We start from the raw sequence: 19,234 nt of genomic DNA on the forward strand, positions 1-19,234 counted from the left end.
CCAGCGCGGGAGAAATTATTTTTGTTGACATTTTGGTTGGAATAAATAATTTGTCCTCCGCGCGACAAGAGTTCGTCGGAATAATTCTTGGGAGGGGGACGTGGGCGTAACGAACGTCTGGTACATCCTGAACTTGCGGGAAAGCCCATTTTTCCAGGATCCTCTCGACCCTACGACAGGAGGACAATACCCGATCCGCCTGTTCGTAGGACGAGATGAGGAGGCCGAACATATCCTGCGCGGGATGGGCAGTGCCCCGCATAGCCGCCACGCCATCCAGGGCCCCCCAGGCGTCGGAAAAACGACGCTCGTCCAGTACATCAAGGCTCAGGTTGCGGAGGATGGCTGGCTCGCGGACGCCAACGCGATTCCGGTGACCAGCACCACAACGGCGGAAGAGCTACTGGTCCGCATCCTGGCCTCGGTACACGACGCTCTCGGGGCACGGGACGAGACGTTGCTCCAGCAACCTCCAATGCAGGAGGTCCGCCAGCTCCTCGCCCTGGAGCGCGAACGCTCCGCGAGCGGCAGCATTGGTTTGCCCCTGATCGGGAGCTTGGGCGCCGGAACGGCATCTCAGCGGTTCACCGGTCCGGGAGCGCTGATGGTGCAGCCGACACGCCTGCTACGCGAGCTGAACGACTTGGCGCACCGCCATCTGCAGTCCCCGGGGATCCTGATCCACCTGAACAACCTCGAGAACATTACCGAGGCCGACCAGAAAGAAGCTGCGCGGATCATCCGCGACCTGCGGGACCAGGCACTGATGTATCCTGGCTTTCACTTCGTGCTCGCCGGCACGGACGACGCCATTCGCACCATCGTCGCCGAACAGGAGCAGCTCCGGAGTATCTTCAGCAATCCTGGCTCTCTGCGCCCCTTGGGCATCTCGCAGTTGCACGCGCTCCTGGAACTCCGGTACAGCTACCTGCGGGTCGACGACACGCGGCCGTCGATCGAGCCGGTAACGAAACTCGCTGTGGAGAACCTTTACAAGCTGTTCGACGGCAATCTCCGCGGCACACTCCACGCGCTGGACGAGGCAGCCAAGATTCTCGTGGGCCGCGGAGAGGATCCCACTGAACCGATGTCTCTTGAACGCATGGCACCCGTTCTCTTCAGGATCTACCACGCCAAGATGCACGCGGATCTGACGGCGGCGCAGGTTAGTCATCTCACGACCATCGCCAGTCGGTGGCCGGCGGGAGTGATCACTCCGGGTGCGACCGAGAAGGTCCTGCACCTGAAGCGCAATCCGACCTATACCCTCTTTTCCGAGCTCGTGCGAAAGGGCTACCTGACCGATGCGGGCCGCGCGCAGACGGGCAGGCCGGGAAGACCGGAGCAACAGTACGCGCTGACGGGCCAGGCCCGCCTTGCGCTCGGCGCTTTCTCCTGAGGGCACGGCGCTCTGACGCAAAGCGAAGCCCGCCGGACGATCCGGCGGGCTTCGCCAATTACGCCACCCGCCGACGGCTACTCGCAGCCGCGCGTCAGGCCGCAGAGGGTGTCGTCGTAGGTTTGGCAGATGACCACCGGGCACGAGCCGCCCACCAGCGTTCCCACGTGCGCCTGCACGGTCCCGTGCTCGTCGGCGCCGCAGGCCGTCGCAAAGGATTCCACGCTCAGATCCTCCACCTGCAGCTTCAGCTTCTTCATCGTCCAGGACTCCTTGTGAGTAGGTCTAGGGGTGCCTGCATCGGTAGCCAGACCCGTGCCGCCGCCGCCACATGCAGACACAATTCACACTTCTGTCGCCGCGCGCACGCTCACCCCTCGTGGTCTCGGAGCGATCCGTGGGCACGGGCTAGGCGGGCCGCGATTGCTCGCGTGCCGATGTTGGGTATATTCCGCCACCGTCGTGGGATCAGTGCGCATCCCACGTCCGGCTGATGTCGAATCGTTTACGCCGGCCCCGCGCCGGCTTTTCTCGGGTAGGCTGATGGCTCGTCTGTTCCGCAAGAAGGAAGAAGGAAGCAAGTCGCTGTGGGACCGCATCGTCGACGTGGCGCTCACCGACGTCTCGGTGTTGGTGAAGGGGCTGGACGAGGGCTCGCTGGAGGGGCTGGAGGAAACGCTGATCGCGGCCGACTTCGGCGTGCCGGCCACGCTGCGGCTGGTGGACGTCGTCGAGAAGCTGGCCGAGCGCGGCATCGCCCGGTCGTCGCGAGACTTCCTGCGCGCCGTGCGCGAGGAGATCGTCGCCATCCTCAGCGCCGGCCGCTCCGACACGGCGCTGCGCTTCAACTACGAGGGCGGCCCCACGGTGTTCCTGGTGGTGGGCGTCAACGGCGTGGGCAAGACGACGACGATCGCCAAGCTGGCCCACCGCCTGACGCGGCAGGGTCGCAAGGTGATGATCGCCGCGGGCGACACCTTTCGCGCGGGCGCCGTCGAGCAACTGCGCCGCTGGGCGGAGCGCGTAGGGTGCGACTTCGTGGGAAGCGAGCCGGGGCGTGACCCCGCCGCCGTGGCCTTCGACGCCTACGAGCAGGCGGTGGCGAAGGGCACCGACGTGCTGATCGTGGACACGGCGGGCCGGCTGCACACGCAGACCGACCTGATGAAGGAGCTGGAAAAAGTGCACCGCGTGCTGGGCAAGAAGCTGGAGGGCGCGCCGCACGAGGCGCTGGTGGTGCTCGATTCCACCACGGGCCAGAACGCGATGGCGCAGATCCGCACCTTCGGGCAGACGCTGCCGCTGACGGGAATCGTGCTGACCAAGATGGATGGGACGGCGAAGGGCGGGATCGTCGTGGCGCTCAAGGAGGAGTTCGACCTGCCGGTGAAGTTCATCGGCGTCGGCGAAAAGATGGGCGACCTTGTGCCGTTCGAGATCGAGGCGTTCGCGGAGGAAGTGCTGGAGGCGTAGGGCCCTCACCCGGCCGCGCTGACACGCGTGCCACCCTCTCCCACAAACAGCGTGGGAGAGGGGGTACACCCCAGTTCGGTGCGCACCCAAGTCTGTGGTGCGCACCGATTTGTCATCCTGAGGCCCGGGCGCACGGCACCAGCCCGCACACCGACCGTCGCGGGCCGAAGGATCTTGCCGCGGACACGTACCAGCCAGGGCGCGGCAGCGGTCACCCTGCCCGAGGCCCTCGGTTCCGTCCCGGCGGTTGAATTGAAACCGCAGCTGGAAAATCACGAAGTCCGCCTGCGCGGACTGCCCGCGTGCTCCCGTGCGCCAGGCCGTCCGAAGCGCGATCGAATTCTCCCCTCTCCGCATGCGCAGCGTGCGGGGAGGGGCCGGGGGAGGGGCCAACCCGGGGCATGCGCCGGACCAATTCGAACCACCTCAGGCTCTGCAGGCCCCCGCCCGAACACGGCACCCACCAGAGCGCACCGCACTGGCCCCCTTCCCTTCCCCCGCGCAGTTTGCGGGGGAAGGGGATGGGGGCGCCGTCAGCGTGCGCCGAGTCCGCCCGACCGCCACCTGGTTCCGTTCGCGCCCCTCAGTTCTACGGCGCCGCGCCTCAGGGTCTCGCGCCGCTGCCGCGCCCGGCCTTCGTGCTGGCCGCGGCTAGATCCTTCGGCCCGCGAAGGATCGGTGTACGGGCAAGTGTGGTGTGGCTTGGCTCAGGATGACGACGGGTGCGCACCAATGGCTTAGGTGCGCACCCGGTTTGGTGGAGGACGCGTGTCAGCTCGGCCGGGTGAGGGCCCAGCTTCAGCCCGTCGACTGCGTGCTCCAGTCGCAGGTCTCGTAGCAGGTGTCGAAATAGCAGCTGTTGATCTTCGACGTGTCGGGCTCGAGCGAGGTGCCGGAGGGCTGCAGCATGTTGCCCCCGATGTGCGCGTCGACCGTGCCGCCGGCCGAGCCGGCACCCGTGGCGAACGACTGCACGTTCAGGGTGTCGAGATCCAGGCGAAGCTTCTTCATGGGAAGTGTCTCCAGTAGGGGATGGGGGAACGCTTGAGTATCAGTTTACGCACGAACCTGGGATCCGCCAAGCCCCCATCACTCCCGCGGCGCGTCGTCCGTCCCCTCCGGAGGCAGCAGCGGCGTGACCGCGCACTCCGACACGCCGTGCCCCTCCACCGCCGTCACCTCGAACCGTACGTCGTCGTACTCCACCACGTCACCCACCAGCGGCGGGCGGTCCAGCAGCGACAGCACCAGCCCGCTCACCGTATCCACCTCGTCGTGCTCCAGCACCAGCCCCAGCTCCTCGCCCACCTGGCTGATGCGAACCGTACCCGCCACCAGCAGCCGCCCATCCAGCGCCCGGTGGATCTCCGGGCGGGCCACCCACCCCTCCTCGATCTCGCCGACCACTTCCTCGAACAGGTCCTCGATGGTGATGACCCCCGCGGTGCCGCCGTGCTCGTCCATCACCACGGCCATCTGCGAGTTCACCCGCCGCATGGCCGCCAGCACCGTGTCCATCTCGGCCGTTTCGGGGATGTACGGCACCTCGCGCACCTCCGAGGGCCGCAGCGCGCGCCGGTTGGGCATCCGCCGCAGGATGTCCTTGATGTGCACCACGCCGGTGATGTGGTCCAGGCTGCCCTCGTACACCGGGTAGCGGGTGTGCGGGCTGGAGCGGAGGATGTCGAGCATCTCGTCGGCCGTGGCGCCGGCGGGGATTCCCACGACGTGCACGCGGGGGATCATCACCTCGCCCGCCGTGAGGTCGCCGAACTCCAGCAGCTCCTGCAGCACGTCGGCCGATTCCTGGCGCAGCATGCCGCCCGCCTGGCTTTCGCGCACGATGAACTGCAGCTCCTCGGGGGTGCGGTAGTGCTCGCCCGACGCCACGTAGCGGTTGATTCCCGCCAGCCGCAGCACCGCGTTGCCGAGCGCGTTCAGCCCGATCACCAGCGGATACAGGATCTTCTGGACGACCAGCACCGGCGGCGTCACCCACACGGCCGCCTTGTCGGCCTGCTGCAGGGCGATGGACTTGGGGATCATCTCCCCGACGACGATGTGGAAGTACGTCAGCAGGGCCACGGCCAGGACGCTGGCCAGGGTGTGGGCACCCGCCTCGCGCAGCGGCCCCAGCCCCACCAGCCAGTGGCCGATCCATTCCGCCAGCACGTGCTCGCCGTACATGCCCAGCCCCAGCGAGGCCACGGTGATGCCCAGCTGCGCCGTGGCGATGTAGCGGTCCTGCCGCCGCGGGTCCTTGAGGATGTTGCTGACCATCCGCGCCGCGGCGTCGCCCTCGGCTGCGCGGCGCTCGATGCTGGCCCGCGGCGCGCCCACGATGGCGAACTCGGCCGCCACGAACAGCGCATTCAGCAGGATCAGCACGGTGATGATGACGATGGGGACGACCTTATCCATCCGCCGCCTCCCCGCCGCCGCTCCCCGTCCTCCGCCCGCCCGCCGGCAGGGCCAGGATGGCCTGCACCGCGTGCCCGGAGATGGCCTCGACCTCCACCTCAACCCCGTCGATCTCCAGCCGCTCGCCCGGCTCGGGAACGTGCCCCAGCTCCTCCATCACCCGCCCGCCCACCGTGTCGGCCTCGCCCTCCCAGAGAATGCCCAGCCAGGGCTCGGCCTCGTCCAGCCGCATCCACCCGGGAATCCTCACCCGGCCGTCGTCCAGCCGCTCGGGGCCGGGCTCGTCGTGGGTGCGGAACTCGTCGGCCACCTCGCCCATCACCTCGGTCAGCACGTCGTCCAGCGTCACCAGCCCCGCCACGCCGCCGAACTCGTCCATGACGATGGCCACGTGGCTGCGGCGCTCGCGCATCAGCGTCAGCAGGCGGTCGGCGGTGACGCTCTCGTGCACCATCAGGATGGGGCGCATCAGCTGCCGGAGGCTGGGCACCCGGCCCGCTTCCAGGTATCCCCGGAACAGGTCCTTGGTGTGGAGCAGCCCCTCGACGTGGTCGATGTCGCCGCGATACACGGGAAGCCGCGTGTACGGCGTTTCCACCATCTTCTGCAGCACTTCGTCTACCGGCGTCTCGATCTCCACCCCCACGATCTCCTGCCGCGGCACCATCAGGTGGCGGGCGGGGCGGATGCCCAGCTGCAGCGCCCGCCGCAGGCGGCGGTGCTCGTCGGGCTCCAGCAGCCCGCCGTCTCGGCTTTCGGCGATCAGCAGGTCGATCTCCTCGGGCGAGTGGATGTGGCGGTGGCCCACGGGAGAAACGCCCATGGCCCGCAGCGCCAGCGCGCCGCTGCCGTTGAGAAAGCCGATGAAGAACGAGAACGCGCCCAGTGACCATTTCATGGGCAGCGACGTCTTGAGCGCGACCTGCGTGGGAAACTGCAGCGCCAGCGACTTGGGGACGAGCTCGCTGAGCACCATCGCCAGCACCGTCAGCACGACGAGGATGACGACGGCGGCGGTGGAAAGCGCGGCGGGGCGCTCCATCCCCCACAGCCGCTGGAAGAGGCCGGCGAGGGGCCCGGCCAGGGTGGCCTGCCCGTACGCGCCGATGATCAGCGAGGTGAGGGTGATGCCGATCTGGCAGGCGGCGATGTAGTGGTCCAGCGCCGCGGGATCGTCCAGGTACGGGAGCAGGCGGATGGCGGACACGTCGCCCTGCTCGGCGCGCTGGCGGATGCGGCTGCGGCGCACGCTGACGGCCGCGAACTCGGCGGCCACGTACAGCGCCGTGAGCGCGATCAGCGCCAGGATGATCAGGATGGATAGGACCATCAGCGGGGGGCGCACGCGGGAGCGGACCCAACGCCGGGAGGGCGGTGGGGTGTCCCTGTACGGGCCTGTCTTGTGCTCGGGCTCGGAAACACGCTCATTGGTGAGTCGGCGGAACGCAGGGAGCACGCCACGGCGCCGGACGGACGGGCGGCACCCCACGCCGTGTGGAGGGTACGTGTTGCGCGAACCCCCCGCAAGGCGATCCATTCAACGTTCGCGGAGGCGCCGGGCGCCTTCGGATCGTCAACGCGACTTCAACGGTTTGGGATGGACCAGGAAACCGCACTCAGCGACAAGCTGCGCGACCGAATCTTGAGCGCCCTGCACCTGGGGCTGCTTCAGCCGGGCGACCGCCTGCCCAGCATCCGCGCCCTGTGGCGCGAGATGGGGGTGGACCACCGGGTGGTGGCCCAGGCATACCGGATCCTCGAGGACGAGGGGCTGGTGGAGGTGCGCGGCCGCTCGGGCGTGTACCTGGCGCCGCAGGACCAGCTGGGCGGCGAGGTGCTGGCCGAGACGGCGCGGTGGATGGCGGGGGTGCTGGTGGAGGGGTGGAAGCGGCGGATGACGCTGGCCGAGATCCCCGAGCTGATCCGCCGCTGCACCAGCACCGTGCCCCTGCGGTGCGCCGTCGTGGAATCCAACGTGGACCAGATGACGGTGTACAGCGCCGAGCTCGAGGAGCAGTTCGGGCTGACGGCGGTGCCCGTCTACATCTCGCCCGTGCCCCTTCCCCGGCCCGACCGCTCGGTGGAGTTCCACGCCGTCGAAGAGGCCATCCGCTCGGCCGACCTGGTGGTGACCACGAGCTACCACTCGCGGCTGGTGCGCAAGGCGGCCGAGAACGTGAACGTGCCCTCGGTGACGCTGACGGTGAACGCCGAGGTGGTGGAAACGGTGCAGCGGGAGATCCGCACGCGGGGGGTGACGCTGGTGTGCGTGGACCCGGAGTTCGGCAACCGGCTGCGCGCCATGTACGCCGACGCCAGCGAGGGCGAGCAGATCCGCGTGGTGCTGGCCGGCGACGAGGAGGCCCGCGCGGCGCTGGACCCGTCGGAGCCGGTGATCCTCACCCGGGCCGCCCGGGCGCACCTGGGCGCGGGCGTGCAGCTTCCCCCGCTGCTGCTCCCCCACTCGCCCACCTTTTCGGCGCACACCGCGCGCGAATTGCTGCAGCTGATCATCCGCCTGAACCTGGCCGCGGCGGAGCGGCAGGACGCCACGCAGCTGCTGGCCGGCACCGAGTAGCAGCCGGGACGGAAGTAGAGGATCAGCGAAGGCGCGCGTCCCGAGTCCGGGGCGCGCGCCTTTCGCCGTTTTCCCCTCTCCGCACGCAGTTGGTGCGGGGAGGGCCCGGGGGGGATGGAACACCCTTCACGCTCGCGCCCCGCCGCCGACTAGCCGCCGCGATCGGTCGACGTCCTCCCACCCATCATACCAGCTGGATCTCGCATTCATCCAGCACCTGGTCGCCGATCCTGCTCGCCCCCAGCGCCACGGGTGCGCCCGCGCCCCGGATCTTGTGGCTGGCCCGCTGGAACACGGCCCAACACAGCTGGCTGGTGTCCCACCTGGATCGGAACTGGATGCCGTCCACAGCCGGATCGCGCGCGTGGAGCATCGCGGACAGTGCCTGGCACTCCGCGTACCCCGCCGCATGCGCACGCTCTGCTCCGATCCCGAACCGGCGCAGGGAAGGACCTTCGAACTGCATGACGTGCAGCACCTTCGCCAGGTACACCCGCGAAACCGAGCGGCGCTTCCATTCCTTGTGATCGACGACGCACCGGTCCGAGCCCCGCACCAGCGTTTCCAGTACGGCGACGGCGGGGCTCTCGCCCAGGTACAGGACGCCGAAATCGCCGGCGGGATCGTCGAACCGCTTGTCAGCCCGCGTACCGTACCAGATCGCCCCGGACCGGGTCTCGTGCACACGCCAGAGTGGGCGCGACACGTCGACCGTTACGATCGGGAGCCTGGCCGGGAGGCTGATGGCCACTACGATGCCCCGTGCTCCCCGTACGTGCGGACGCGGGTCAGCACATCCTGCATCACCTCGGGATCGTCCAGCGAGTCGATGATCGTGGTTTCCGATGCGGGCACCCGGTCCAGCAGGATGGAGAGCAGCACCCACGGATTCATCGTCCCCGCGTTGCTCACGATCTCGGCAATTCCGGGGCGCAGGTCGCCCGACGCGAACTGGCTCGCGGGAAATCCCCACTCGCCGCCGGAGAGCGGAACGGCGAGGATCTGGTTCCGTGCCCGGCGCTGGTTCACCGCGGATACCGTCTTGCCGAGCAGCCGCGCGACGTCTCCCGACGAAAGGCATCCACCCGCCGCCTGAAGCATCTCCTGCTTGGCGGCGGCGCCACGGGCCAATGCGCGAGTCGTGGCGGTTTCCCTCGCCAGCCCGATTTCCGGCGCGGCGTTCAGCACCTCGACGATGGTGGCCGCGGGCGACGGCGCCGCGATAGCCCGCTGGATTTCTTCGACGCTCATCTGCTTCAATGACCTGCGGAACAACGCCGTCACCTTTTCGACAAGCGAGTGCTCGACGCCTTCACGAAAGCTCCGCGGCGTGTCGTGCACCAGGAGATTCGACCCGCGGGAAAGCCCGTACCCGCGGACGGCGATCTTCGGGCGGCTGATCTTCGCTGCACGCACAGCGGCAGTAGAAACGAATCTTCCGTTCGCCGGGTGCTCGCCGTTGGACGCTGCACGTCCCTTGGCTGAAGGCCTACCGTGCGTCTTGCCTGAATCTTTCGCCACCAAGGCTCCCTTGCAGTTGTGGTGCGCAACAAAGCTTAGCCACATCTACAAGCTAAGTGCCTATGCGAGGATCAAGCAAGCTCGACAGTAGGTCACGCGAAGAAGTCCCACGCCCAAGCGAACCCCACCCCTGCCCTGCACGCCGCCTCCTGGTCAGACGGCGCGTTTCCCACGAACAGCGTTTCGGCCTCGCTCACGCCGAAGTGCCGCATGATGTCGTGAAGCATGCCCGGCGCAGGCTTTCGGCACTCGCAGTCCACCTCCAGCGCGTGCGGGCAGAAGCGGATGCAGGCGTCTGGCCGGCGCGCTCCCGTGGCGGCTTCGATCAGGTCCTCGAACATGCCGCGGCACGTTTCCGCGTTCATGTAGCCGTACGCCACCTGGTCCTGGTTCGACGCGATCCCCAGGTAGGGGCCTCCGCTTCCCCACTCAATCGACGACAGCCGCTCGCGCACGCCGGGGAGCAGTTCCCACTCGCCCGGGCGGTGCGGGCACGGCTTTCCTGGCACCGTCGTGCGCCGCAGCGTGTCGTCCGCGTCGAAGATGTAGAGGCGGATTTCAGGGTTTCGCTCGTTCACCGGCTGTCTGTTTCACGCAGAGGTCGCAGAGGGAAAAGAGAGGACGCAGAGGTTTTCGACCCGGCGACTGGCTGCATCTGGCCTCCGAGTTGCCTTGGACGTAAGTAGATGCTCGCAGGTTTGGTTCCGCGACGAGGCACACGGACAGGGGATGATGTACAACGGGAGCGGACGCGCTTGATCTCGTTCCGCGATGCGTGGCGCGAGTCGGGTACCGCAGGGGAGCTCGACGAGCTGGATCCGCTGGCGCGGTTCGGGGACGCCACTTCGCTGCTGGTGCAGGCAGGCGAGGTGGAGCAAGGAATCCTGGACGCGCTCCACCCCGATCGGGACGGCTGTAGTCCCATTGGCGAGGCGCTGCGAGGTGTGGCTCTCGCTGCGGCGCGGGCGTTTCTGGGCGCATCCGACGGTGCTACGGCGCGTGCCGCGCTGGCGGTCGTGCCTCGCGATTCCCTCCCCTCCCGAATCCGCATCAAGGCGCCGGAAGGATACCTTCACTACGCGCTGGACCCTGCGGCCTACGCCGAATCCGCGCGCCGGTACGCGGGGGAGGCCGGGGCGGAGCGGGCCGCGCGCGCCGTCGTTCTCGGCATCCGCAGTATCGGCACGAGCCTTTCCGCCGTCGCAGCCGCGGCATTGGGAACGGATCGCACGGTCACGCTCCGTCCTCGCGGTCCGTCCGGCGGAAGGCGGGTGGAGGTCGATCGCGATCTGGGCGCGCGGCTGGAAAGCTGGTTCGCGGATGGCGGCGACGTGCTGGTGGCCGACGAGGGGCCGGGCAGCACGGGCGAGACGTTTTGGTGCGTGCGCCAGTGGCTTCGCTCGATGCGCGTGGATGACGACCGCATCGTCCTGCTGCCCAGCGGTGGTGGCGGAATGCCCCTGGCGCCCGCCGACCGGCGCGACTGGTTCGCCTCCGCGCGCAAGTTCGCCCCAGAGCCCGACCCCGCGCGCATCCGCCGCGTGGCAGATCAACTCGGGATCGGCGAGTTGAAGGATCTCTCGTGGGGCGGCTGGCGCGGGGAGTTCGACCACGGGATGGACCTTCCCGCGGCCCCGAACCACGAGCGCCTGAAATTCCGCGGCGTGGCGGGAGACGGCACCGGGTGCATCATCCGCTACGCCGGCCTGGGCCGATGGGGGAGCGAAGCCGTGCAGCGCGCCCGCGTCCTGGCGGAGATGGGCGCAGGTCCGGCGGTGCTCGGAGCCGCGGACGGGTTCGTCGCCCTCCGCTGGATCGACGGCCTTCCCGCGCGGCGCACGGATGCCGACCTGCCGCCCACTGTGGTTCGCTACCTCGCCGCCCGCGCCGGCCGCTTCCGCACCGGCACCCCCGCCGATCCGCGCCCCCTGATCGCCGCGCTGGAGGAGAACGCCCGCGAAGCCCTGCGGGATGGATGCGCGGGACTCGGAGAAGCCGTCCGCCGCCTGGAATTACTTCCCGAGCGCGAAGCCGTCATCGGCGATGCGCGGCTGCAGGCGCACGAGTGGATTCGCGGTCCGATGGGACTCGTGAAGGTGGATGCGATCGACCACGGGGCCGGAACGCGGCTTCCCGGCCCCGTCGACGCCGCGTGGGACCTCGCGGGTGCGGCGGTGGAGTTCGGGATGCAGGATGCGGCCGTGGCCGAACTCGTCCGCGCGTGCGCCTCCGCCGCGGGCGAGGATGCACGAGCGCTGGCGGATGCGGTCGCAGCGTACCGCGCGCCCTACGCCGCCGCGTGCCTGGGCGAAGCGACCTTCGCGCGCTGGGAAGCGGGATCGGACCACGAGGCACGCGTGCTGGACGGCGAGGTGAACCGCTATCACACGGCACTCGCCTCGGAACTCGCGCGCTGACTGCGACCCTCTAAAAACGGTCTGTGCATCCGATGTTGGCAGCGCCGATAACTGCTAGCGCGGATGAGCGGTTAAAGCCGCCGCTGGGAAAGCGGAAAGCCGCGACCCGGGCCGCTACCGCGGCCCGTTCGGGGCTTCACCAGCATGCGCGGGCGGGACGGGCGTGCACCGCAGCAAGGGCGCGCACGACCGCCCGAGCCACACGAAAGCGTGCAGTCCGCGCAGGCGGACTTCGTGTGTTTGTTGCAGCGAATTCATTCGCCCGTGCAGGGTTGAAGCGCGGGCCGCCGGTGGATGCCGGCGGCCCGCTTCTTCTCTACCGTAGTTCCCGTCCTGACCGCAGTTACCGCGGTGACCACAGTTACTGCGGCGTGATGCTCACGTACTGCTCCAGCCGCGCGACTTCCTGCTCGTTCACGTACTTGCCGATCTCGCGGCGGAACTGCTCGATGTTGCGGTAGGGACGGTACTCCTCGAACTCGTGCTGCATCCGCGGGCCCACGCCGGGGATCAGCAGGATCTCTTCCTTGCTGGCCTTGTTCAGGTCGATGGGCTTCCACAGGCGCGTGTACACCGAGTCGCGCTGCTGCTCCGTCAGGTTCTGGCCCGCGAGCACCTTGTCCACCGCCGTCATGTCCTGGAACGGCCGCCCCGCCACCAGCGCGTCGGCCAGGGCGTCTGTCACGCCCGGAACGCCCAGCAGCTGCTCGCGCGGCGCCGCGTTGGGGTCTAGCATCCCCGTCGTGGCGGCGGGCACCGGCGTGGCCGGAGCTGCTGGCGCGGCGGCGGCGCCGCTGTCGAACGGAGCGGCGGTGGCCGCAGACGTGTCCTGCGCGGCGCCTGCGTCGCCGGACTCGCCGCCTCCGCAGGCGGCCAGCGTCACAAGAAGAGTGGCGGCGATCAGCTTCGCCGGGATGGGTCCGTTCATCGTGATTCTCCTGAGTTGTTTCGCGCACCGAGCGCCGGATGCCGGTGCGCCAGAATGAGCCCGAGCAGCCCGAGCTGAACCATGGCCCCAGGCGCCAGCGCGGGCGTGGCGCCGCGAAGGGCCGCCCACACCAGGGCCACGCCCTTAACGGTGACGTCGGATTCCAGCTCGAACTCCGCGTTGCCGCGGTAATGCAGGTACAACCCCACGAGCCCGGCCGCAACCGCCAGCCCCATCCCGAACTGGAACAGGCGCACCGTCGCGCGGGTGGGGCGCAGGCCCATCGCCACCCCGGCCGCCGCGATGAACGCCAGCACGGCCAGGGGCGCCCACTGCCAGGCGGATTCGAAGTGCTCCAGCAGGAACAGCTCGGCGCCCAGCCCCAGCGCGCCCACCATCACCAGCGCCAGCAGCAGCCGCCGCAGCACGCCCTCGCCCTCCCCTGCCCGCATCGCTTTCCCTCGTGGACACCGTCGACGGTTGCTCCCGCGCGAAGGGATCTTGCACTCTGCCGTCCCGCCGCGAAAGAGTGACCTCGCCGAAAGCTGAAACGTTGGGCTCCAGAAAGAGAAGCGGCGCGGGCCAGGAGCCCGCGCCGCCTTCATTCGCTGGATCACCCAATCCCGACCAACCGCATTATCCGCAGAGCCTGCACTCCTCGCCGTTGGGACCGAACGTGGCGTATCCACCTTCCGTGTAGCCGCAGCCCTCGTAGCACGTAACATCGCTGCCACAGTACCCGTCGCATGACGCGTCGCAGGTGCCGTTGCACGAGGCATCGCAGGTTCCGTTGCACGACGCGTCGCAGGTGGGGCAGCCCGGGCACGTGCAGTTCGTGTAGCAGGTGCACTGCTCGCCGAACACCGTTCCCTTCGACGCCTGCGCCGGCGTGGTCGAGAAGCTGTCGATCCGCAGGTCGTCGAGCTGCAGCTTGAACTTCTTCATTCCGTCCTCCAGTCGTGCAGCGTGAATGGCGACGCTCCACGCTAGCCGCGGAGCGCGCGGACAAGCGCGGTGCTCAGCAGGCCACGCACATGTCCCGGGCCTCATAGTACGTGAAGAATCCGCCGCACGTCGGATCGCAGGTGTGCGCGCCATCGCAACTCCACCCGCCGCACGTGTAGCCGGTACCTGGGCAGTCGCACGTGCCATTGCACGAGGCATCACAGGTGCCGTTGCAGGAGGCGTCGCAGGTGGGGCAGCCCGGACACGTGCAGTTCGTGTAGCAGGTGCACTGCTCGCCGAACACCGTTCCCTTCGGCGCCTGCGCCGGCGTAGTCGAGAAGCTGTCGATCCGCAGGTCGTCGAGTTCCAGCCTGAACTTCTTCATGGTGCCCTCCACGCGTGGGTGAGTGTGCGGAAGCACGCCGCGTCCACGGCTCCGCGCACCCGACGGGAGTACCCGATCCGAGCGGTGCACGATCCCACGACGCGGTGACACGAGGCTTGCTCTTCGGGGAATCTGCTCCAACAATCGTCGTTTTATGTGGTGCAAACCGCAGGCCGCTTGGCAGGCACCTGGCTCCGCCGACACACCGTGATGCATCGGCAGGCGAAGCACCCCGGACAGGATCCGGCGTGCGCTTCGGCATTTCAGGGTGCCGGGACCGGCGAAGCGCGCTTCGGCGGCGAAGGGGCGTTCGGCGGGGGTGTCGAAGGGAGCTTCGGATGGGGTCGTTGCAAATCAACGACTTACGACGGCATTGGGGGTGCTTTGTACAGGGCACCGAAGGCACGTTCGCGGTACACCCTCACCCATCTTCCCTGGAGGCATCATGCACCCGCTGGACCGAACCCTCAACGAACTGGAAACCGGCATCGACGCCCTGGAATCCGACGAGTTCGAGTTCATGAACGAGAACGAGTGGACCCCCGAGACGGACACCGAAGCCGTCTTCGACGAAGTGCAGGAGATGGAGCTGGCCGCCGAGCTCCTCGGCATCCAGTCGGAAGAGGAGCTGGAGGAGTTCTTCGGCAAGCTGGTGAAGGCGGCGGGCAGCTTCATCAAGAGCCCCGTGGGCAAGGCGCTGGGCGGCGTGCTGAAGAACGTGGCGCGCACCGCCCTGCCGGTGGCCGGCGCGGCGCTGGGCAACCTGGTGGCGCCCGGCGTGGGCGGCATGATCGGCGGCAAGCTGGCCTCCATGGCCGGCCGCGCGTTCGGGCTGGAGCTGGAGGGCATGAGCCCGCAGGACCAGGAGTTCGAGGTGGCCCGCCGGATGGTGCGGCTGGGCGGCGAGGCGGCCCGGCAGGCCTCGCGGATGCCCGTCGGACCGCCCGACCGCGTGGCCAAGGACGCCGTGCTGGCCGCGGCGCAGCAGCACGCCCCCGGCCTGCTGGGCGGCGCGGCGGCGGCGGGCGCGCGGTCCGGCGGCGGACGTCCGGGCGGGTGCGCGTGCGGCGGCCGGTGCGGGGGCCAGGGCGGCGGCGCGCTGCGTGACGCTTCGGGGCGCTTCGCCCGCGCGGGCGGCGGCGGGGGCTACCCCGGCGGCGGCGGTCGCGGCGGATACCCGGGCGGGGGCCGCGGCGGGTTCGCGGGGGGCGCGCCCATGGGCGGCTACGGCAACCAGGGTGGCGGGCAGCAGGGCAGCTGGTTCCGCCGCAACGGCGCCATCGTGCTGGTGGGGGCCTGACGGCCATGGCCGCCTCGTTCCCCCACTGGCTGCTGGAGCAGGAGGGCCGCGCGCTCCTCACCCGGCTCGCGCGCATCAAGCCCTTTGCGCTGCACGAGCCCATGGTGGCGGCGGCGGCCGCGTCCACCGCGGCACAGTCGGCCATCGAGCGCTCCCTGGCCGAGGGGCGCCGCGAGCTGCGGGGGCGCGTCACCCGCTTCCTGGAGTGGATCCGCGGGCCCGGCGCCTCCAGCACGCCGGAAGACGCGCAGCGCCGCTTCACCTTTTTGCGGCTGCGCTTCAACGTGGTGCTTTCGCACTTCGACATCTTCGCCGACGTGCTCACCCAGCGCAGCGAGCACGAGACCGGGGTGTGGCTGTCGGGGCTGGACGTGGTGGCCGAGGACGCGCTGGCGCTGCCGGGCGTGTACGAGCACCCCCCCGTGGTGTGCTACCTGGACCGCGGCCACGGCGCCGCCATCCGCCGCGCCCGCACCCGCCTGCCCGGCGGGGGCGAAAGCCCGGTGGCCATCATCCGCGTGCCCCGCGAGCGGATGGTGGGAAGCGGCATCGCCTCGTCGCTGGTGCACGAGGTGGGGCACCAGGCCGCCGCCCTGCTGGACCTGGTGAACGAGCTGCGCCCCGCCCTGGGGCGCGCCCGCGCCGCCGCCGGCCCGCTGGCCCCCGCCTGGGTGCTGTACGAGCGGTGGATCTCCGAGATCGTCGCCGACTTCTGGTCCGTCGCGCGGGTGGGCGTGGGGAGCACCACGGGGCTGATGGGGGTGGTGAGCCTGCCCCGGGCCTTCGTCTTCCGCGGCAGCGTCGACGACCCCCACCCCATTCCCTGGGTGCGCGTGCGGCTTTCGTGCGCCATGGGCGCCCAGCTTCACCCCGACCCGCAGTGGGGCGAGCTGTCGCGGGCCTGGGAGCAGTTCTACCCCCTGGGCGACGACGTTCCCGACGAGCAGCGCCGGCAGATCGAGATGTGCGAGCGCGCCATGCCCGCCTTCGTGCGGATGCTGGCCGGCTTTCGCCCCTCGTTGCTCCGTGGGCGCACCCTGGCGCAGGCCATGGAGCCGGCGGCGCGCTCGCCCGCCCGGCTGCGCGCCCTGTACCGCGGGGCGGGGGGCAACTTCCAGCGCCTGCGGGGCGGCGCGCCCTCGCTGGTGTTCGCCATCCTGGGCCAGGCCCGGGCCGACGGCGCCATCACCCCCGAGCAGGAAAGCCGGCTGCTGGCGGACCTGCTGACCTTCTGGGCGCTGCGCAGCACCCTGGAAACCACCGACTTCGCCGCCGCGCGCCCGCGGGCCGTGGCCGCGCTGTCCATCACGGGCTAACCGCCCCCGATCCTGAAGAGGGAGAAATGATCAACGTGCATCGGCAGGCCAATGCAGCGGGCGGCGGAGGATCTCCCCCGTACAAGAGTCCTCCGGAACGCCTCGACGAGCCGCGCAAGATCAGCTGGGACCACGACGACCACGAAAAGCTGGAGGCGCATCCGCTCACGAAAGCCGCCCAGGTACTCGTCGAGCACTCCACGGCGATCGGCAGGACCGCGGAGCGCATGGTGGAGGCCACGGAGAAGATCGCCGAGTCGCCGGCCATCACCAGCACCGAGCGCGGGATGACGCTGAAGCGGGCCGGCGAGGTGAACAAGGCCACCTCGGAGCTGTGGATCGCCATCGCGGCCCACACCGACGCGGTGTCGTTCGACAGCTACGTGGAGTTCATCGACGACGTGCTGTGCAACCCCGCCCCCACCAGCCCCCCCGGACTCGAGGAGTGGAACGATCCCGACCTGCGCGCGACCCGCCAGGGGCGCAAGGCCATCCGCGAGCGGCTGGCGTCGGCTCGCCACCTTCCCGGAGGCGAGCTGTACGAGCTGCTGCGGACCGCGACGGAAGCGTTCCTGCTGATCCACGCCGGCGTGTTCCCCCCCCGGAACACCTCGGCGGCCGTGGGCGACGCCGACGACGACGGCTACGTGGATGCCAACTACGACCGGCTGGAAACCGGGGTGCTGGTGTCACACCTCGAAGAAAACCTGCGCGCGTACCTGAGCGTTCCCCGCAACAACTACCTTCACGCCATCGCCGTCCAGGGCGCGGCGCGGTTGGCCGCGACGTCGCCGCCGGGGCGCAGGATCCGTTCTCCCTTCTGCGCCAACGGCGACGAATTCGTCAGCGAGCCGCTGCTGCTGGAGCTGATCTGGAACTACTGGATGGAGGAGGGGATGCTCACGCAGACCACCGCCGCCATCACCCGGCGCTTCCAGAACGTGCGCCGCGCCGGCCCCGGCCCCGACCCGCTGGGCGAGCTGGAGCTTCACCCGCTGCGGGGGCTGAGCGGGTTCCTGTGGGGCTACCTGCAGGACGAGCCCCAGCGCCTGAGCGTGGCACGGCGGGCGTACGAGTACAGCCACCACTACGGGCTGACGCTGTGGGGCCGCGCGGTGCCGCAGGCGATGGCGGCGGACCCGCGCCCGCGCTTCCTGGAGGCGTTCCACAACCTGCTGCGCCAGGCCGCGCGCTTCTACCGGGAGGACGCCGACACCACGGTGATCGCCGACGCCTTCCCGGTGCTGAACTCGCTTCGCGAGGTGCACCTGGTGCTGGCCGAGGGCGCCCACAACCAGTTCCGCGACCTGCCCTGGACGGCGCGGGTGGAGATGCTGATGCAGCAGTGGCTGCTGGCCCGCCCCGAAATGCGCGAGTTCCTGCGCGGTCGGCAGATGGTGCCGTACCCCGAGGGGTGGATGGGGTCCGTCGACGCAATGAAGCGGCTGCAGGGATGGGGCGACACCAGCGTCATCCACTTCCGCGACCTGGCCCGCTTCGGCGAGCGGCTGCTGCTTTCCATCCGCTACGGCAACTGGACGGAAATCACCAGCCAGGACCACGCCGTCGCCTGGCTGCGGTACTGGAAGGAAGAGGTGCAGGGCTACATCCACTCGTACTTCACCGCCACGGGCGTCAACCTGTCGGACGACGCGGTGGAGGTGAGCAACCGGGCCGACGTGCGCTACGTGCAGCCGTCGTACCACCTGCGCAACCGGCTGCTGGCCTCGCGCCGCGCCCTGAACGCATCGCGGTAAGCCGTTCCCGGCGTGGGGCCGAGCGGCCCCACGCCACCGTCCCGCGGGCCTGGCCCGCGCCAACACACATCTTTTTCCACTGTGGAGGTCACCATGCACAACCTGGATCGCACCCTCAACGAGTTCACCTTTCAGGGCGAGTACGAGGGCGAGTACGAGGGCGGCTGGACCGGCGAGACGTACGGCGAGCTGCTGGGCGAAACCGACGAGATGGCGCTGGCGGCGGAGCTGCTGTCGGTGAGCAACGAGTACGAGATGGAGCAGTTCTTCGGCAAGCTGGTCAGCCGCGTGGCCGGGGCGGCGCGCGGGTTCGCCCAGTCGCAGGCCGGCCAGGCGCTGGGCGGCATTCTCAAGGATGCCGCCGGCAAGGCGCTTCCCGTGGTCGGCGGCGCCATCGGCGGGGCCCTGGGCGGGGCGCAGGGCGCGCAGTGGGGCCAGCGCATCGGCGCCGGCGCCAAGGGGGTGCTGGGGTGGGAGATGGAGGGCGGCGACGGCGAGATGGAGTTCGAGACGGCGCGCGCCCTGGTGCGCACGGCCACCGACGCCATCCAGGCCCTGGGACAGGGCGCGGCGGCGGGCGCTTCGCCCGTGGCGGCGGCCAAGCAGGTGGCCATCCAGGCGGCCCAGCGGCAGGCGCCACAGCTGCTGCGGGTGATCGCCCAGGCCAAGCCGGGCGGCAACGGCAACGGCGCCAGCGTCGGCGGCGGAGCCAGCGGCCGGTGGGTGCGCAAGGGCAACCGCATCGTGCTGTACGGCGCGTGACCACGGCGGGCGGGCGCTCCGGCGCCCGCCCC

19 protein-coding genes are annotated in these 19,234 nt (G+C 69.7%); 8 read left to right on the top strand and 11 right to left on the bottom strand.

What is annotated here, in order from left to right; translation table 11 throughout:
- The first annotated feature begins 100 nt into the window (after window positions 1-100).
- Window positions 101-1,399, top strand: coding sequence for an ATP-binding protein (locus VF632_RS20210; protein WP_331024722.1), 1,299 nt, complete (start codon window positions 101-103; stop codon window positions 1,397-1,399).
- A 77-nt stretch (window positions 1,400-1,476) separates the two neighbouring features.
- Here VF632_RS20210 and VF632_RS20215 read toward each other — a convergent pair whose 3' ends face one another.
- Window positions 1,477-1,659, bottom strand: coding sequence for a hypothetical protein (locus tag VF632_RS20215; protein ID WP_331024723.1), 183 nt, complete (start codon window positions 1,657-1,659; stop codon window positions 1,477-1,479).
- Window positions 1,660-1,942: 283 nt separating this feature from the next.
- Between VF632_RS20215 and ftsY the strand changes: the two genes are divergently transcribed.
- A complete protein-coding gene (ftsY, locus tag VF632_RS20220; protein ID WP_331024724.1) occupies window positions 1,943-2,872 on the top strand; it encodes a signal recognition particle-docking protein FtsY in 930 nt (309 codons plus the stop codon).
- A 798-nt stretch (window positions 2,873-3,670) separates the two neighbouring features.
- Here the strand turns inward: ftsY and VF632_RS20225 are convergent.
- The 3 genes from VF632_RS20225 to VF632_RS20235 form a co-directional block, all read right to left on the bottom strand.
- Window positions 3,671-3,883 carry a hypothetical protein gene (locus VF632_RS20225; protein WP_331024725.1) on the bottom strand — a complete coding sequence of 71 codons (213 nt, stop codon included), beginning with the start codon at window positions 3,881-3,883 and terminating at the stop codon, window positions 3,671-3,673.
- Between the two features lie 78 nt (window positions 3,884-3,961).
- Window positions 3,962-5,293, bottom strand: a complete 1,332-nt coding sequence (locus tag VF632_RS20230; RefSeq protein ID WP_331024726.1) for a hemolysin family protein — start codon at window positions 5,291-5,293, stop codon at window positions 3,962-3,964.
- Window positions 5,286-6,623, bottom strand: coding sequence for a hemolysin family protein (locus VF632_RS20235; protein ID WP_331024727.1), 1,338 nt, complete (start codon window positions 6,621-6,623; stop codon window positions 5,286-5,288). Before VF632_RS20235 ends, VF632_RS20230 begins: the two co-directional genes overlap by 8 nt.
- A 267-nt stretch (window positions 6,624-6,890) precedes the next feature.
- Here VF632_RS20235 and VF632_RS20240 point away from each other — a divergent pair, with 267 nt between their 5' ends.
- Entirely contained in the window at window positions 6,891-7,871 is a 981-nt protein-coding gene (locus tag VF632_RS20240; protein ID WP_331024728.1) for a GntR family transcriptional regulator, read from the top strand.
- Window positions 7,872-8,055: 184 nt separating this feature from the next.
- Here VF632_RS20240 and VF632_RS20245 read toward each other — a convergent pair whose 3' ends face one another.
- From VF632_RS20245 to VF632_RS20255, 3 genes are all read right to left on the bottom strand, one after another.
- Entirely contained in the window at window positions 8,056-8,622 is a 567-nt protein-coding gene (locus tag VF632_RS20245) for an RES family NAD+ phosphorylase (protein ID WP_331024729.1), read from the bottom strand.
- Entirely contained in the window at window positions 8,622-9,287 is a 666-nt protein-coding gene (locus tag VF632_RS20250; protein WP_331024730.1) for a hypothetical protein, read from the bottom strand. Before VF632_RS20250 ends, VF632_RS20245 begins: the two co-directional genes overlap by 1 nt.
- Before the next feature lie 197 nt (window positions 9,288-9,484).
- The gene (locus VF632_RS20255; protein ID WP_331024731.1) at window positions 9,485-9,970 is read right to left on the bottom strand and encodes an HAD-IIIA family hydrolase; all 486 of its coding nucleotides are present in this window, start codon (window positions 9,968-9,970) and stop codon (window positions 9,485-9,487) included.
- Window positions 9,971-10,147: 177 nt separating this feature from the next.
- Between VF632_RS20255 and VF632_RS20260 the strand changes: the two genes are divergently transcribed.
- Entirely contained in the window at window positions 10,148-11,809 is a 1,662-nt protein-coding gene (locus VF632_RS20260; RefSeq protein WP_331024732.1) for a hypothetical protein, read from the top strand.
- 361 nt (window positions 11,810-12,170) lie between these two features.
- Here the strand turns inward: VF632_RS20260 and VF632_RS20265 are convergent, their stop codons facing one another.
- The 4 genes from VF632_RS20265 to VF632_RS20280 form a co-directional block, all read right to left on the bottom strand.
- Complete coding sequence (locus VF632_RS20265; RefSeq protein WP_331024733.1) at window positions 12,171-12,737, bottom strand: hypothetical protein; 567 nt, start codon at window positions 12,735-12,737, stop codon at window positions 12,171-12,173.
- Entirely contained in the window at window positions 12,734-13,189 is a 456-nt protein-coding gene (locus tag VF632_RS20270) for a hypothetical protein (protein WP_331024734.1), read from the bottom strand. Before VF632_RS20270 ends, VF632_RS20265 begins: the two co-directional genes overlap by 4 nt.
- 184 nt (window positions 13,190-13,373) lie before the next feature.
- Complete coding sequence (locus tag VF632_RS20275) at window positions 13,374-13,682, bottom strand: hypothetical protein (protein ID WP_331024735.1); 309 nt, start codon at window positions 13,680-13,682, stop codon at window positions 13,374-13,376.
- Window positions 13,683-13,755: 73 nt separating this feature from the next.
- Window positions 13,756-14,067: a hypothetical protein gene (locus tag VF632_RS20280; protein ID WP_331024736.1), complete on the bottom strand. Its 312-nt coding sequence runs from the start codon at window positions 14,065-14,067 to the stop codon at window positions 13,756-13,758.
- Between the two features lie 445 nt (window positions 14,068-14,512).
- Between VF632_RS20280 and VF632_RS20285 the strand changes: the two genes are divergently transcribed.
- From VF632_RS20285 to VF632_RS20300, 4 genes are all read left to right on the top strand, one after another.
- Window positions 14,513-15,367 (top strand): hypothetical protein, encoded by an 855-nt coding sequence (locus VF632_RS20285; RefSeq protein ID WP_331024737.1) that lies wholly within the window; start codon window positions 14,513-14,515, stop codon window positions 15,365-15,367.
- Between the two features lie 5 nt (window positions 15,368-15,372).
- Window positions 15,373-16,683, top strand: a complete 1,311-nt coding sequence (locus VF632_RS20290) for a hypothetical protein (RefSeq protein WP_331024738.1) — start codon at window positions 15,373-15,375, stop codon at window positions 16,681-16,683.
- 26 nt (window positions 16,684-16,709) lie between these two features.
- Entirely contained in the window at window positions 16,710-18,440 is a 1,731-nt protein-coding gene (locus tag VF632_RS20295) for a hypothetical protein (protein WP_331024739.1), read from the top strand.
- A 93-nt stretch (window positions 18,441-18,533) separates the two neighbouring features.
- On the top strand, window positions 18,534-19,202 hold the full coding sequence (locus VF632_RS20300) for a hypothetical protein (protein ID WP_331024740.1): 669 nt from the start codon (window positions 18,534-18,536) through the stop codon (window positions 19,200-19,202).
- Window positions 19,203-19,234 lie beyond the last annotated feature (32 nt).

Origin of the sequence: Longimicrobium sp., assembly GCF_036388275.1 — a bacterium.
Classification (GTDB): domain Bacteria; phylum Gemmatimonadota; class Gemmatimonadetes; order Longimicrobiales; family Longimicrobiaceae; genus Longimicrobium.